Consider the following 14,744-nt stretch of genomic DNA (forward strand, 5'->3'; position numbering starts at 1 on the left):
GCTGGCTTACTCTTTAGCCAGCGCTTCCAGCTTATCGCGAAAGCCGGTGACGGACAGGGCCCGGTTATCGGCTCGCCAGCGGTCTTTCGCCGCCGGGGCGGAGCTTTGAACGCCAATCAGCTGCCAGCCGTTATCGGTTTTCAGCATCAGCGGTGAACCGCTGTCGCCCGGCAACGTATCGCACTGGTGCGAAAGCACGCTGGTTTGTGCCCAGCCCGTCACGATACAGTCCGTGTGGGTGTAGAGCGCATCCAGATGATCGACCGGATAGCCAGACTGCGTCACCTTGCGGTCGGCGGCTTTCAGCGCGGCGGTCAGCGCCGCTTTATCTCCGTCAAACAGGGGCAGCGGCGTAATACCCGAAGGCGGGTAGCGTAAAATAATCAGGCCAAAATCCCATGAGGCTGCCGCGGGCGGCACTATCCAGCCGTCACCATCCGGCTTCAGGCGCTTCCCGAGAGAAGGATCAACCCGGCCTTCAATGCCGTGGATTTCATAGCGCCAGATCCCTTTTTGCGACACAAATCGTAAGGCTACCGCTTTGTCTGGCTTACCGTTGGGTGGCGTCAACAGGCAGTGGCCCGCCGTCAGAGCTAATTGTGGGGTAATCAGGGTTGCAGTACACAGGTTACCGCTGGCGGTTTCCAGTTGCCCGATCGCATCCCAGGGGGCCTGGGTAGAGTCGGAGACGCGAGTACGATCGTCATGACCGAAAAAAAGCGTCTTTAGCTCTTTCGCGCTAATGGCACCATCATCGCCATCATCCGCCTGTGAAAATCCAGAAAAAAGGCCAAACGTTCCCAGCAACAACACAACAGATTTACGCATATCACACTCTGGTGGGGGTAATTATGATTATTAAAAGTGAACCCTATGAAAATACTATAGACGGGACGGCGCTAAAGTGGGAGTAAAATCAGCGTGCTACAGTCAGGAAAGATAAAAATGGCTTGCGATGAGCGCGCATAAAATAAGCAGGATCAGAATCAGCTCAAACCGATAGCGTCGCAGCATACGCCCTCCGGATAAAAAAACGGCGCAGAACCTTTTCCGGTTCAGCGCCGGTTTACCAACGTGCCCCGCAGGGCACGGTTAAGCTTGTACTCTTACGCAGCTGGCTGTGCAGCTGGTTTAGCAGCTTCGTGTTTTACTGCTTTTTTGTGATGCTTTTTCGCAGCCTGGGCTTTTTGCTCTACGGCTGGTTTAGCCGCTTTTTTATGGTGCTTTTTCGCCGCCTGGGCTTTTTGCTCTACGGCTGGTTTAGCGGCTTTTTTGTGGTGCTTTTTAGCCGCCTGCGCTTTTTGTTCTGCAGCCGGTTTAGCGGCTTTAAGGTGTTTCTTGTGATGTACGGTTTTTGCTGGCGCCGCGGTGGTCGTTGCAGCAGGTGCCGCAGCCGCTGGTGCAGCAGTGGTTTCAGCAGCAAACGCAGCAGAAGACAGACCCATAGCAGCGGCAACAACCAGAGCTAATACTTTTTTCATGTTCATACCCTCGAATTTGGTTTTTCATTTAACCCCACTGCGGGGCCGTTGAAATAACTATATCCCTGTAAATTCGGGGTTTCCGTGAGTGATTGGTATCGGCGTGTAACCATATGTACAAGGCCGGGGTTCTGCACGGACGACCCCCTCTCCCTTGAGGGAGAGGGCTGGGGTGAGGGGGAACATACGGCTCTTTTACTTGAGGTCCCTCACCCCCGGCCAAACAGATTACAAATAGCGCGAGGTCAGATGTTCGCGGAAGTAACGAATATTCAGATCCTCGCCCGTCGCCTGGGTGATTAACTGCGACGTGCTGAAGCGGCTGCCGTGCTGCCAGATGTTCTGACGCAGCCACTCAAAGAGGGCGGAAAAATCGCCTTCGGCGATGGAAGCCTGCAGTCCCGGAAGCGCGGTCTTTGCCGCATGGAACAGCTGCGCGGCATACATCGCGCCCAGCGTGTATGACGGGAAGTAACCAAACCCGCCGTCGGTCCAGTGGATATCCTGCATGCAGCCGTTGCGGTAGTTGTCTTTGGTGGATAACCCGAGCCAGGCCTGCATTTTTTCATCCCACAGGGCGGGGATATCGTCCACCTCGATCTCGCCGTTGATCAGCGCGCGCTCAATCTCATAGCGCAGCACCACGTGTGCCGGGTAGCTCACTTCGTCCGCATCGACGCGGATATAGCCAGGCTTAACGCGCTGGTTCCAGGCAATAAAGTTCTCTTCGCTAAACGCTGCCTGGCTGCCAAAGCGGGCATGTACCGCAGGGAGGAGGTGCTTGAGGAAGGCTTCGCTGCGCCCCAACTGCATTTCAAAGAACAGGCTCTGGGATTCATGGATCGCGGTTGAGCGGGCGAGGGCGATGGGCTGGCCTGCCCACGTACGCGGCAGGTTTTGTTCATAGCGCGCGTGTCCGGTTTCGTGGATCACGCCAAACAGCGCGCTGAGCAGTTCGTCTTCATCATAGCGTGTGGTGATCCGCACGTCTTCCGGAACGCCGCCACAGAACGGGTGCGCGCTTACGTCCAGCCGTCCGCTGTTAAAATCGAAGCCGAGCATCTTCATGGCTTCCAGACCCAGCTCGCGCTGGGTTGCCGTCGGGAAGGGGCCCTGCGGCGGAACGAACGACCGCTGAGCCTGTTTCTCCACCGCGCTTGCCAGCAGGTCCGGCAGCCAGGTTTTCATATCGCCAAACAGCACGTCCAGGCGGGCGCTGGTCATGTCCGGCTCAAAAATGTCCAGCAGCGCGTCGTATGGCGTACAGCCTTTAGCTTCGGCGCGCAGGCGGGCCTCTTCGCGGCTGAGTTTCACCACTTCTTTCAGGTTGGCGGAAAAGCCCTGCCAGTCGTTGGCGGGGCGCTGTGTGCGCCAGGCGTGCTCGCATTTGCTTCCCGCGAGCGATTTGGCTTCCACCAGCGATTCCGGCAGCAGGGTCGCCTGCTGGTAGTGGCGCGTCATTTCGCGCAGATTAGCCTGTTCAACGTCGTTCAGATCTTCTCCTGCTGCGGCCGCTAACAGATCGCCGACTTTTTTATCGGTCAGGATCTGATGTTGCAGAACGCTCATTTCCGCCAGCGCTTCACCGCGCGCGGCGCTGCCGCCTGGCGGCATCATGGTGAACATGTCCCAGTTGGCGATGGAGGAGAGGTGCGAGAAGCGGGAGAGACGCTGGAAGGTTTTGACAAGTGATTGATAGGCTGATGTTTTTTGCAATTCTTATTTCCTCATGCCAGGGATGTGTTTCATGGAGCATACAATGAAACAGACCAAATTCCCCAACATTTCCCACACAGAGGAAATCTGTGCCGATCTCCTCCGTTGAAACCGTCCCCGGCATTCCGGGAGACGGTTTTCGGTGGGCACTCAGGACTTATCACGCATAACCTGTTGCAGGATCGCCAGCGCCTGGGTGAACTGGGCATCCGGAATCGTCAGCGGATAAAGGAAGCGGATCACGTTGCCGTACTGGCCGCAGATCAACAACAGCAGGCCCTGGGCGAGCGCCTTTTGCTGGATCGCCTGCGCGATGGCGGCCGAAGGTTCACGGCTCTCGGGGTCAAAAAACTCCGCCGCAATCATCGATCCTCTTCCCCTTATTGCCACGAGCGCAGGAAAGCTGCCCTGAATCTCCTCCAGCGTGGCTTTCAGTCGATCGCCCAGATGGCAGGCGCGGGCGCACAGTGACTCGTTGTCGATAATATTCAGCACCGCGTGCGCGGCAGCCACCGCCAGCGGGTTGCCTGCATAGGTTCCTCCCAGACCGCCGGGAGCCGGCGCGTCCATGATTTCGGCGCGGCCCACCACGCCGGACAGCGGCATTCCGCCTGCCAGGCTTTTCGCCATCGTCATCAGGTCGGGCTTGTCCGCGTAGTGTTCCATGGCAAACAGTTTACCCGTACGGGCGAAGCCGCTCTGCACTTCGTCAGCAATCATCACGATCCCGTGCTCATCGCAGATGCGGCGGATGGCGGCCACCAGCTCTGGCGGGGCGACGTTGAATCCGCCTTCACCCTGGATGGGTTCAAAAATAATCGCCGCCACCTGTTTCGCCTCAATATCCGCTTTGAACAGGCGCTCTATCGCCGTGATGGCATCCTGCGTCGTAATGCCGTGCAGCTCAGAGGGATACGGCACGTGATAAACCGACCCGGGGAACGGACCAAACCCCAGCTTATAGGGCGCGACCTTGCCGGTTAAGGCCATGGTCATATAGGTTCGGCCATGAAAGCCTCCCCCGAAGGCAATCACACCCGGTCTGCCGGTGTGGGCCCGGGCGATTTTAATGGCATTTTCCACCGCTTCCGCGCCCGTTGTGAAGAACGCCGTCTTGGCCGGGCCCTGCACCGGGGCCAGCTCGTTAAGTTTTTCGGCTAAGGAAACGTAGCTTTCATACGGCACAATCTGGTAGGCCGTGTGGGTGAACTGGTGAAGCTGTTTTTCCACTGCGGCCACCAGTTCAGGGTGACGATGGCCGGTATTCAGTACCGCTATCCCGGCGGCGAAATCAATATAGTCATTGCCTTCCACGTCGGTGAGGGTGGCATTCTCCGCCGTGCGGGCAAAGAAATTACACATTACGCCTACGCCGCGCGGGGTGGCAGAAAGTCTGCGTTGATGAAATTCCTGGTTACTCATGTCAGATACCCTTTTGTCGAAACGATCATACGCCAAGACGATCGCGCAGGCTGTAGTACGCCGCGCCCATCGCCGTAAATGGAATCCGCAGGCTGCGACCGCCCGGGAAGGGATAGTGCGGGAGGTTGGCAAACGCATCAAAGCGCTCGGCGTCACCGCGCAACAGTTCCGAGATCAGCCGTCCGGCCAGGTGGGTGCAGGTCACGCCGTGACCGCTGTAGCCCTGCATGTAATAGATGTTATTGTCCAGACGACCAAACTGCGGCATGCGTGACAGGGTCAGCAGGAAGTTGCCCGTCCAGCGGTAGTCGATTTTGACGCCTGCCAGCTGCGGGAAGGTTTTCAGCAGCTTTGGCATCACCAGACGCTCGACATCGTCCGGATCGCGCGCGCCATAGACTACGCCACCGCCGTACAGCAGGCGGTTGTCGGCGGTGAGACGGTAGTAATCCAGCAGGTAGTTGCAATCCTCCACGCAGTATTTATTGGGGATCAGCGTGCGGACGACCGCTTCCGGCAGCGGGGCGGTGGTCACCACCTGGGTGCCGCAGGGCATGCTGCGTTTTGCCAGCTCCGGTTCTATCTTATCGCCCAGATAGGCATTCCCGGCGACGATCACATAGCGGGCCGTCACCTGGCCATGCTGCGTGCTCACCACGGCCGGGCTGGTGTGCTGAATGGCGGTCACCGGGGACTGTTCATACACCCGCCCGCCGTTGAGGCGAATGGCGTCCGCTTCGCCGATTGCCAGGTTCAGCGGATGAATGTGTCCCCCGCTGCGGTCCAGCAGCGCGCCGGTATAGCGTTCGCTGTCAACTTCCCGGCGGATGGCGTTAGCGTCCAGCAGCTCCAGCTGCGTGTTGCCGTAGCGTTCCCAGTTGGCTTTTTGCTCCTCCAGCGTCTCCAGCTGCTTATGGTTTAGCGCCACAAACAGCCCGCCGGGACGATAGTCGCACTGGATCTGGTAGCGCTGGATACGCTCCCGGATGATTTCCCCGCCCTCAAACATCATGCTCCCGAGGACTCTGGCGGCATCGGGGCCGTAGTTTTTCTCAATCACGTCGATATCGCGGCTGTAGGAGTTAACCAGCTGGCCGCCGTTGCGTCCGCTGGCACCGAAACCGATGCGCGCTCCTTCAAGGAGCACCACGTCGTAGCCCATTTCGGCGAGATGCAGCGCGGAGGAGAGGCCGGTATAGCCGCCGCCCACCACGCACACGTCACAGCTGATCGACTCGTTTAGCGTCGGGAAAGGTTCGTAAGCGTTCGCGCTGGCCGCGTAGTAGCTGGTGGTATGTTCGGTCATGATTGAGGCTCCAGGGCAATCCAGATGGTTTTCAGTTCGGTAAATTTTTCCAGCGCGTGCAGGGACTTGTCGCGACCGTTGCCGCTCTGCTTATAGCCGCCAAAAGGTACAGTCATATCGCCATCGTTATAGTTATTGACGAAGACCGAGCCTGCTTTCAGACGGCGGCTCATGCGGTGCGCGCGGGAAAGATCGCGGGTCCATACCGCCGCGCCAAGCCCATATTCACTGTCGTTGGCCAGCGTTAAGGCTTCTTCTTCGGTTTTAAAACGGGTGACGACCAGCACCGGCCCGAAAATCTCCTCCCGGCACAGCGGGGAGGCTGGGTCGATGTCGACAAAAATTGTGGGACCCACTGCGGAAGGCCATGCTTGTTCCCGCCCGTCCAGCAGCAGCGTACCTTTCCTTGTTCCCTCGCGAATAAACGTGTGGACGGTATCGGCGTGCGCAGCGTCGATGAGCATTCCCATCGTGCTGTCGGGGTCGAGCGGATCGCCCGGCTGCCAGTGACGGGCCTGCGCTTTTAGCTTTGCCAGGAAGTCATCGGCGATGCTGTCTTCGAGCAGCAGGCGGGTACCGGCGATACAGACTTGCCCCTGGTTATAAAAAATCCCGGCGGCGGTCGCGCTCACGGCCTTGTCCAGGTCCGGACAGTCGGCAAAGATAATGTTGGCGCTCTTGCCGCCCGCCTCCAGCCAGACGCGCTTCATGTTGCTTTCTCCCGCGTCCTTCAACAGCTGCTTGCCGGTACGGGTAGAGCCGGTAAACGTCAGCACCTCGACTTCAGGATGCAGTGCCAGCGCCTGTCCCGCTTCGTGGCCGTAACCGCTTATCACATTCAGCACGCCGTCAGGCAGGCCCGCCTCTTTCGCCAGCCCGGCCAGCCGCAGGGCGGTGAGGGGCGATTTCTCCGACGGTTTCAATACCACGCTGTTGCCCGCGATCAGCGCCGGGCCCAGCTTCCAGCAGGCCAGCAGCAGCGGGAAGTTCCAGGGGACGATGGCCGCGACCACCCCGATCGGCTCGCGCACGATCATCGCCAGCTCGCCTGGACCCGTAGGCGCCACTTCGCCGTAGACTTTATCCGCCGCTTCGGCGTACCAGCGAATGGCGCGAGCCGCGCCGGGAATATCGTCGCGCAGGCTGTGGCGGATGGGTTTACCGGTGTCCAGCGTTTCCAGTAAGGCCAGCTCTTCGGCGTGGCGTTCCATCAAATCGGCGAGCTTATTCAGCACGGCCTTGCGCTGCGCCGGAGACGCCTGCGACCAGTCACCGCGCTCAAATACCTCACGCGCGGCCTGAACCGCACGGTCTACGTCCGCCTGCTTGCCGCGGGCCACGTTCGCCAGCGTCTGTTGGGTAGCAGGATTGACGGTTTCAAACGTGGCGTTATCGGCGGCGTCACAATAGGCACCGTTAATAAATAACCGGGTCTCAATGGCGCTGTTTTTTGCTTTATCCTGCCAGTAAGTCAGGTGCTGAAAATGCATATTCACTCCTTTCTTTCGCAATCAGATAAATAAAGGCATGGCCGTTTCAGGCAATACGAAGCCGTGAGGCATCCCGGGAATTAACCCGTTGAATGCCGACATTGATCGTTTTTATTTGTCCCGGCGTAAGCGTGCTTACGCCGGGACTGAGTGGTTATTAGAACGTGGTGGGGGTGTGGGCACTGATAATGCGGCAGATGCCTGCCGAGGTGTTGCTGAAGCTGTGCGGTATGCCGGTATTGATGGCATAGCTCTGCCCCGCAACCAGGTGATAAGGCTGACCATTAATGGTCAGCACTATTTCACCTTCCAGTATCGTACCAATCTCCTCACCCTGGTGTTTGATCCTCTCTCCGGTCGTGGTTCCAGGCTGGTAAGTTTCAAAAATCATCGCCAGCGTACGGTTCGGATTTCCGTTATGAACCAGCTTCATCGAAACCCCCTGACTGCCTATTTCGATAAGGTCTTCCTGATTAATAACCACCTGCGGTTCATCAGGTTTTTCCGGTTCCGAAAAGAATTCCGAGAGCGACAGCCCATAAACTTTCAGCAGCTTTTGCAGCGTACTGATGGCAGGACTGACTTTGTCCTGCTCGATGGTGCTGATGGCACTGTGTGTTAACCCAGACAGTTCGGCGGCACGCCGCTGCGAGAGACCCAGCTGCTGGCGGATCTCAGACAGACGTTTCCCTGGCGCCAGTCCGTCATCGCTCATAGTTGCATTTCCTTTACGGTAGAGGTCAAAGCCGTTGCTTCTCGGCAATGTGGCTTTGACAGGCGGTGATAAAACCTTCAAACAACATGCGTGACAGGGCGTACTCGCTGCTGTTCCATTCGGGGTGCCATTGCACGCCGAGGGCAAAAGGGTGGTCCTGAACGCTGACCGCTTCGACCAGCCCATCCGTCGAGCGGGCCTCCACGCGAAGCCGTGGTCCTAACGTTCGTGCACCTTGCCCGTGTAACGAGTTTACCCAAAATGTGTTACAGCCTGGTATTAATTGAGACAGCAGTCCTCCCTCCTGAACCTGAACTTCATGAGACGGGGCGTATTGTAGCTCAACCGGCAGTTCAGGGTCTTCCCGGTGCTCAAGCAGGTCGTTCTGCTCGAACAGGCGGCGATACAGCGTCCCTCCCGTCGCAACAACCATTTCCTGCAGCCCCCGGCAGATGGCGAAAATGGGGATGCGCCTTTCGAGCGCGGCACCAATCAGCGCCATACTCAGAAGATCTCGCCCGGGATCGGCGTCAGGCTCATCGCCGTTTTCACCATAAAGGTGCGGCTGCACGTTACTTGGGCTGCCCGGCAGGTAAATCCCGTCCAGGGTGGGCAGCAGAGCGGTAAGTAGCTCTGGCTCTGCCAGCGCATGCGGTAAGGCAATGGGTAAGCCCCCCGCGTTAATAATGGCATTCAGGTACTTTTCTTGCAGGGTCTGGGTCTCATGACCCTTAAGCCTGTTTCTGCACATCACCACGCCAATAACTGGCTTGTTCATTATATTTTCCATGATCGCCCTCACAAAGTGGACTAAATTTAGGCCATTTTCGCCTGTGAAACGGCCTTTTCGTTCAATATTTTCTCAATCTAGCAACGAGATCTGCCTTTTGCAAACTTAATTTAACATTTGACAAACATTTTATTTGCATACAGATTCGATAGGGTGGACATTATATTTGACAGTCCAGAGCAGCGAACGCAAATCCCAAAAACGGTGGTAAATCATGGAAACCAATATCGTAGAAGTTGAGAACTTTGTGCAGCACACGGACGAGAGGCGGGGCAGCGCCTTTACGCAGGAAGTGAAGCGCTATTTAGAAAAGTATCCTGACACCCAGTTTATTGATGTCCTCCTGACCGACCTGAACGGCTGTTTTCGCGGCAAACGTATCCCGGTTGCCGGACTGAACAAGCTTGAAAAAGGCTGCTATTTCCCGGCATCGGTTTTCGCCATGGACATTTTGGGTAACGTCGTGGAAGAGGCGGGGCTGGGGCAGGAGCTCGGCGAGCCGGACTGTATCTGCGTGCCGGTACCGGGCACCCTGACACCGTCCGCCGCCGACCCGGAATACATTGGTCAGGTGCAGCTCACCATGGTTGATGAAGATGGCGCTCCCTTTGACGTTGAGCCGCGGAACGTACTCAACCGACTCTGGCAGCAGCTGCGCCAGCGCGGTCTGTTCCCCGTGGTAGCGGTAGAGCTGGAGTTCTATTTACTTGACCGTCAACGCGATGCCGACGGCTATTTGCAGCCGCCCTGCGCGCCGGGGACCGACGTGCGTAACACGCAGAGCCAGGTCTACTCGGTAGATAACCTGAACCACTTTGCTGACGTGCTGAATGACATTGACGAGCTGGCGCAGCTGCAGCTGATCCCCGCCGACGGGGCGGTGGCTGAGGCCTCCCCGGGCCAGTTTGAGATTAACCTGCACCATACGGAAAACGTGCTCGACGCCTGCGATGATGCGCTGGCGCTAAAGCGTCTCGTCAGGCAGATGGCGGAAAAACATAAGATGCACGCCACGTTTATGGCAAAGCCGTATGAAGAGCATGCGGGCAGCGGGATGCATATTCACATCAGCATACAAAACAACAGAGGCGAAAACGTGCTCGCAGACGCCAGCGGCGAGGATTCCGCGCTGCTGAAACGCGCGCTGGCCGGGATGATCGATCTGATGCCGGCGTCCATGGCGCTGCTGGCACCTAACGTCAACTCCTACCGCCGTTTCCAGCCGGGAATGTACGTGCCGACGCAGGCATCATGGGGACACAATAATCGCACGGTTGCCCTGCGTATCCCCTGCGGCGATCGCCATAACCATCGGGTCGAGTACCGGGTGGCGGGAGCAGACGCGAATCCGTATCTGGTGATGGCGGCGATTTTTGCCGGCATTCTTCACGGGCTGGATAACGATTTACCCCTGCAGGAAGAAGTGGAAGGCAATGGTCTGGAGCAGGACGGGCTGCCGTTCCCGATCCGTCAGAGCGATGCGCTGTGGGAATTTATGCAAAACGATCATCTTCGCGAGCGGCTGGGCGAACGTTTCTGCCACGTATATCACGCCTGCAAAAATGATGAGTTACTGCAGTTTGAACGCCTGATTACCGAAACAGAAATTGAGTGGATGTTGAAAAACGCCTGATGACGAGCCCCGGTAAGGGGCCGCTTTGTTTCATCGCATACGTATCACCAAACGGCCTGCGCGGAGCCTGGCCTAACTGTTCGCTGGCACGCCAGCTATCTCCCGGGAGTCGCGTTATGGAGCGCAGGCGGCACAGGGATTTTCTTAACGACACTGTGTGACGAGGTAGGAAATGATGCAGATGTTCAACTATCCGCAGGGCGAAGGGGGCCAGTCAGGCGCCTGCTGTGAGTGCGAGCGAGAGATGCTGCGCTGGTACGATCGCGTATGTTCTTTACAACTACCCCCTTTGCTAAGCAGGTTTGCGTTAAGGACAACGCGATTGCAAACCACGGTAAGCATGGGGGGGACGGTTTATGGCGACTAACACCTCTCTTGACTCGCCGGGCATGGCCGGAAGAACCCGGCTGCGCAGTTCCCTCAAGCTCTGGCAGGTGGTCATGATGGGCCTGGCTTACCTCACCCCCATGACCGTGTTTGATACCTTCGGCATTGTGTCCGGTATCAGTAATGGCCACGTGCCCGCCTCGTATCTCCTGGCGCTGGCGGGCGTTATGTTTACCGCCATCAGCTACGGCAAACTGGTGCGTCAGTTCCCGGAAGCGGGCTCTGCGTATACCTACACGCAGAAATCGATCGGACCCCATCTGGGCTTTATGGTCGGCTGGTCATCGCTGCTGGACTATCTCTTCCTGCCGATGATCAACGTGCTGCTGGCGAAGATCTACCTTTCCGCGTTGTTCCCGGAAGTCCCACCGTGGGTCTGGGTGGTGGGGTTTGTGACGATCCTGACGCTGGCGAACCTGAAGAGCGTTAATTTGGTCGCCAACTTTAACACCCTGTTTGTGCTGGTGCAGATCGCCATCATGGTGGTGTTTGTCATACTCGTGGTACATGGCCTGCACAAGGGTGAGGGCGTCGGCACCGTCTGGTCGCTGCAGCCGTTTATCAGCGAGAACGCCCACCTGATCCCGATTATTACCGGCGCGACTATCGTCTGCTTCTCTTTCCTCGGCTTTGACGCGGTCACCACGCTGTCAGAAGAGACGCCAAACGCGGCGCGGGTGATTCCCAAAGCCATTTTCCTGACTGCACTGTATGGCGGGCTGATATTCATTGTTGCCTCGTTTTTCATGCAGCTCTTTTTCCCGACGATCGCGCGCTTCAAGAACCCGGACGCCGCACTGCCGGAAATTGCGCTGTACGTAGGCGGCAAGCTCTTCCAGTCGGTATTTCTGTGTACCACGTTTGTGAATACGCTCGCTTCAGGCCTGGCCTCGCACGCCAGCGTCTCACGCTTGTTGTATGTGATGGGGCGTGACAACGTCTTTCCGGAGCGGGTGTTTGGTTACGTGCATCCGAAATGGCGGACTCCGGCTCTGAACGTCATTATGGTAGGGATAGTGGCACTGTCGGCCCTTTACTTTGATCTCGTGACCGCGACGGCGCTGATCAACTTTGGCGCACTGGTGGCGTTTACGTTTGTTAATCTCTCGGTGTACAACCATTTCTGGCGGCGTAAGGGGCTGAACAAAACGTGGAAAGATCGGTTCCACTATTTCCTGCTGCCACTCATTGGTGCCGTAACGGTCGGCGTGCTATGGATAAACCTCGAAGCGACGTCCCTGACGCTTGGCCTCATCTGGGCGGCGCTGGGGGTCCTTTACCTGGCATGGCTAACGCGCCGTTTCCGCAAACCGCCTCCGCAGTTTGAAGCCGGTAAGATAGAGCAGGCCTGGGATTCCTGAACGTGAAACGGCACCAGTACGCTGGTGCCGTTTATCGGGATCGCTCATCTACCGGGCATCAGCCCGCAGGCTTACTATCTCAGACGTTTATGAAGACTTGCTCCCACCAGCAGCGCAGCGCACAGCATCAGCGCGATAAACCCGCCCACGCCGTTCCAGCCGTAGTGATGCCAGAACACGCCCCCGAGGGTCCCGGCGATGCTGGAACCCAGGTAATAGCTAAACAGATACAGCGACGATGCCTGACCTTTGGCGCGACGCGCGCGCGGGCCAATCCAGCTGCTGGCGACCGAGTGTGCGGCGAAGAATCCTGCGGAGAAGAGCAGCATTCCGGCAAAAATCAGCCACAGGGAGGTGAAGAGCGTCAGCAGCAGGCCGACCAGCATCACCACCGTGAAGAACAGCATGACCGGGCCGCGGCCGAAGCGCGCGGTCATCGCCCCGGCTTTCGGCGAGCTCCACGTGCCGGTGAGATAGGCCACGGAAAGCAAACCTACAACGGCCTGGTTTAGATGCCACGGCGAGAGCATCAGGCGATAGCCAATATAGTTAAACAGCGTCACGAAGGAGCCCATCAGCAGGAATCCCATCAGAAACAGTCGCGGCAAACCTTTGTCGCGCCAGTGCAGGCGGAAGTTGATAAACAGCGTTTTCGGCCGCAGAGAGGTCGGGCGGAAATGGCGCGATTCCGGCAGGATTTTCCAGAACATCAGGGCCGATGCCAGCGCAAAACACCCGATTACCGCCAGCGCAATACGCCAGCTAAAGAAGTCCGTGAAGACCCCGCTCAGCAGGCGTCCGCTCATGCCGCCAATCGAGTTCCCGCTGATGTAGAGCCCCATAGAGAAGGCAACGAAGCTCGGGTGGATCTCCTCGCTGAGGTAGGTCATCCCGACCGCCGCTACGCCGCTGAGCGAGAGTCCAATCAGCGCGCGCATTACCAGAATACCGTGCCAGCTGGTCATCATGGTCGAGAGTAACGTGCAGACCGAGGCCAGCATCAGGGCGGTTACCATCACCGGTTTACGGCCAATGGCGTCGGACAGCGGCCCGGTAAAGAGCAGGCCAATCGCCAGCATGCCGGTAGAAACAGAGAGTGAAACGCTGCTGCTGGCAGGCGATACGCCAAACTCGTGCGAGAGAACGGGCAGGATCGGCTGAACGCAATAGAGCAGGGCAAATGTTGCCAGACCGGCGGAGAAGAGCGCCAGCGTGACGCGCATAAACTGGGGGGTACCACGTTTAATGAACTGGACCGGCTGCGGTGCTGCGGGTAAATCATTGATATCTCTTGCCGGATCGATATCAATAGTAGTTGTACGACTCACACAGTTTCCTTGCTTAAACATCCCCGTGATTTCTGGTGACGGGTATGACCACCTGTTCAGGGTAGGAAAATGTAAATATTCTGTCTAATATATTAATAATCTCAAATGATACCTTAAAAATATGAATATCGAGCTGCGTCATCTTCGCTACTTTGTCGCCGTCGCTGAGGAGCTGCATTTTGGTCGCGCGGCGGCGCGGCTGAATATCTCTCAGCCACCCTTAAGCCAGCAGATTCAGATCCTGGAACAGCAGGTCGGGGCGCGCCTTCTGGCCCGCACCAACCGCAGCGTGAGCCTGACGGCGGCGGGGAAGCAGTTTCTGATCGACAGCCGACAAATCCTGAGCATGGTCGATGACGCCGCCGCCCGGGCGGAACGGCTTTATCTCGGGGAAGCCGGAGAGCTGCGAATCGGGTTTACCTCGTCCGCGCCGTTTATCAGCGCCGTCTCGCAGACGCTCTCGTCATTCCGCCGTCATTTTCCGGATGTGCATATTCAGACGCGCGAAATTAATACCCGCGAGCAGATTGCGCCGCTGAATGAAGGTGCGCTCGATCTGGGGCTGATGCGTAATACCCAGCTGCCGGACACGCTGGCGTGGGAGGTGATCCTGCGCGAACCGCTAATGGCCATGATCCCGCTCGATCACCCGCTGGCGTCGCGTCCGGCGGTCTCGCTGGCAGAACTAGCAAAAGAGCCGTTTGTTTTTTTTGACCCGCAGGTCGGAACGGGTCTGTATGACGATATTCTGGGGCTGATGCGCCGCTACGATCTGGCGCCGGTCATTACCCAGGAAGTGGGAGAGGCGATGACCATTATTGGCCTGGTCGCCGCCGGGCTGGGCGTGTCGATACTCCCGGCCTCCTTTAAGCGGGTACAGCTGCGCGAAATGCGCTGGGTTGCCATTGCCGAAGAGGATGCCGTTTCGGAGATGTGGCTGGTGTGGTCAAAACATCGCGAACAGAGTCATGCTGCGCAGCGCTTCAAACAGCAGTTAATCCAGGCCTCCGCAGCCTGATTTTTCCCGGGAAAACGGGTAAAAATGTGCGGTAAATCACATGGCTAAGTAAATATTTGACGACACCCATGGAAGTGCTTCACCATAGCCAATAGTT

Annotated in this window: 13 protein-coding genes; 3 read left to right on the top strand and 10 right to left on the bottom strand. The window is 57.7% G+C overall.

What is annotated here, in order from left to right; genetic code table 11:
* Window positions 1–6: 6 nt before the first annotated feature.
* From ACR42C_RS10425 to puuD, 9 genes are all read right to left on the bottom strand, one after another.
* A complete protein-coding gene (locus ACR42C_RS10425) occupies window positions 7–828 on the bottom strand; it encodes a trypsin-like serine peptidase (RefSeq protein WP_479985091.1) in 822 nt (273 codons plus the stop codon).
* 102 nt (window positions 829–930) lie between these two features.
* Window positions 931–1,014, bottom strand: a complete 84-nt coding sequence (gene ydgU, locus ACR42C_RS10430) for a small membrane protein YdgU (RefSeq protein ID WP_021241182.1) — start codon at window positions 1,012–1,014, stop codon at window positions 931–933.
* Window positions 1,015–1,106: 92 nt separating this feature from the next.
* A complete protein-coding gene (asr, locus tag ACR42C_RS10435) occupies window positions 1,107–1,481 on the bottom strand; it encodes an acid resistance repetitive basic protein Asr (RefSeq protein WP_479985188.1) in 375 nt (124 codons plus the stop codon).
* Between the two features lie 228 nt (window positions 1,482–1,709).
* The gene (locus ACR42C_RS10440; RefSeq protein WP_316379014.1) at window positions 1,710–3,197 is read right to left on the bottom strand and encodes a carboxypeptidase M32; all 1,488 of its coding nucleotides are present in this window, start codon (window positions 3,195–3,197) and stop codon (window positions 1,710–1,712) included.
* Between the two features lie 150 nt (window positions 3,198–3,347).
* Complete coding sequence (puuE, locus tag ACR42C_RS10445; RefSeq protein WP_233002442.1) at window positions 3,348–4,619, bottom strand: 4-aminobutyrate transaminase; 1,272 nt, start codon at window positions 4,617–4,619, stop codon at window positions 3,348–3,350.
* A gap of 25 nt (window positions 4,620–4,644) precedes the next feature.
* Window positions 4,645–5,925 carry an NAD(P)/FAD-dependent oxidoreductase gene (locus ACR42C_RS10450; protein ID WP_479985092.1) on the bottom strand — a complete coding sequence of 427 codons (1,281 nt, stop codon included), beginning with the start codon at window positions 5,923–5,925 and terminating at the stop codon, window positions 4,645–4,647.
* Window positions 5,922–7,415, bottom strand: a complete 1,494-nt coding sequence (puuC, locus tag ACR42C_RS10455) for an aldehyde dehydrogenase PuuC (protein WP_163329117.1) — start codon at window positions 7,413–7,415, stop codon at window positions 5,922–5,924. Before puuC ends, ACR42C_RS10450 begins: the two co-directional genes overlap by 4 nt.
* Window positions 7,416–7,572: 157 nt before the next feature.
* Window positions 7,573–8,130, bottom strand: a complete 558-nt coding sequence (gene puuR / locus ACR42C_RS10460; protein WP_013096835.1) for an HTH-type transcriptional regulator PuuR — start codon at window positions 8,128–8,130, stop codon at window positions 7,573–7,575.
* A 25-nt stretch (window positions 8,131–8,155) separates the two neighbouring features.
* Window positions 8,156–8,920: a gamma-glutamyl-gamma-aminobutyrate hydrolase gene (gene puuD, locus ACR42C_RS10465; protein WP_302218667.1), complete on the bottom strand. Its 765-nt coding sequence runs from the start codon at window positions 8,918–8,920 to the stop codon at window positions 8,156–8,158.
* 214 nt (window positions 8,921–9,134) lie between these two features.
* Here puuD and ACR42C_RS10470 point away from each other — a divergent pair, with 214 nt between their 5' ends.
* Both ACR42C_RS10470 and ACR42C_RS10475 read left to right on the top strand, forming a co-directional pair.
* Window positions 9,135–10,553, top strand: a complete 1,419-nt coding sequence (locus tag ACR42C_RS10470; RefSeq protein WP_302218665.1) for a glutamine synthetase family protein — start codon at window positions 9,135–9,137, stop codon at window positions 10,551–10,553.
* A gap of 356 nt (window positions 10,554–10,909) precedes the next feature.
* Window positions 10,910–12,301 carry an APC family permease gene (locus tag ACR42C_RS10475; RefSeq protein ID WP_116340255.1) on the top strand — a complete coding sequence of 464 codons (1,392 nt, stop codon included), beginning with the start codon at window positions 10,910–10,912 and terminating at the stop codon, window positions 12,299–12,301.
* Between the two features lie 74 nt (window positions 12,302–12,375).
* On the opposite strand, the gene ACR42C_RS10480 is transcribed toward ACR42C_RS10475, so the two are convergent.
* Window positions 12,376–13,629: an MFS transporter gene (locus ACR42C_RS10480; protein WP_479985093.1), complete on the bottom strand. Its 1,254-nt coding sequence runs from the start codon at window positions 13,627–13,629 to the stop codon at window positions 12,376–12,378.
* Between the two features lie 121 nt (window positions 13,630–13,750).
* Here ACR42C_RS10480 and ACR42C_RS10485 point away from each other — a divergent pair, with 121 nt between their 5' ends.
* On the top strand, window positions 13,751–14,647 hold the full coding sequence (locus ACR42C_RS10485) for a LysR family transcriptional regulator (RefSeq protein WP_116340251.1): 897 nt from the start codon (window positions 13,751–13,753) through the stop codon (window positions 14,645–14,647).
* The last annotated feature ends 97 nt before the right edge of the window (window positions 14,648–14,744 follow it).

The sequence above is a fragment of the Enterobacter sp. MG-EB028 genome (assembly GCF_056673305.1).

Excerpts from the sequence above, each read along its gene's own strand:
- puuD (WP_302218667.1), bottom strand. The coding sequence starts at position 8,920 with ATGGAAAATATAATGAACAAGCCAGTTATTGGCGTGGTGATGTGCAGA.
- puuR (WP_013096835.1), bottom strand. The coding sequence starts at position 8,130 with ATGAGCGATGACGGACTGGCGCCAGGGAAACGTCTGTCTGAGATCCGC.
- puuC (WP_163329117.1), bottom strand. The coding sequence starts at position 7,415 with ATGCATTTTCAGCACCTGACTTACTGGCAGGATAAAGCAAAAAACAGC.
- ydgU (WP_021241182.1), bottom strand. The coding sequence starts at position 1,014 with ATGCTGCGACGCTATCGGTTTGAGCTGATTCTGATCCTGCTTATTTTA.
- ACR42C_RS10475 (WP_116340255.1), top strand. The coding sequence starts at position 10,910 with ATGGCGACTAACACCTCTCTTGACTCGCCGGGCATGGCCGGAAGAACC.
- ACR42C_RS10485 (WP_116340251.1), top strand. The coding sequence starts at position 13,751 with ATGAATATCGAGCTGCGTCATCTTCGCTACTTTGTCGCCGTCGCTGAG.
- ACR42C_RS10470 (WP_302218665.1), top strand. The coding sequence starts at position 9,135 with ATGGAAACCAATATCGTAGAAGTTGAGAACTTTGTGCAGCACACGGAC.
- puuE (WP_233002442.1), bottom strand. The coding sequence starts at position 4,619 with ATGAGTAACCAGGAATTTCATCAACGCAGACTTTCTGCCACCCCGCGC.
- asr (WP_479985188.1), bottom strand. The coding sequence starts at position 1,481 with ATGAAAAAAGTATTAGCTCTGGTTGTTGCCGCTGCTATGGGTCTGTCT.
- ACR42C_RS10450 (WP_479985092.1), bottom strand. The coding sequence starts at position 5,925 with ATGACCGAACATACCACCAGCTACTACGCGGCCAGCGCGAACGCTTAC.
- ACR42C_RS10425 (WP_479985091.1), bottom strand. The coding sequence starts at position 828 with ATGCGTAAATCTGTTGTGTTGTTGCTGGGAACGTTTGGCCTTTTTTCT.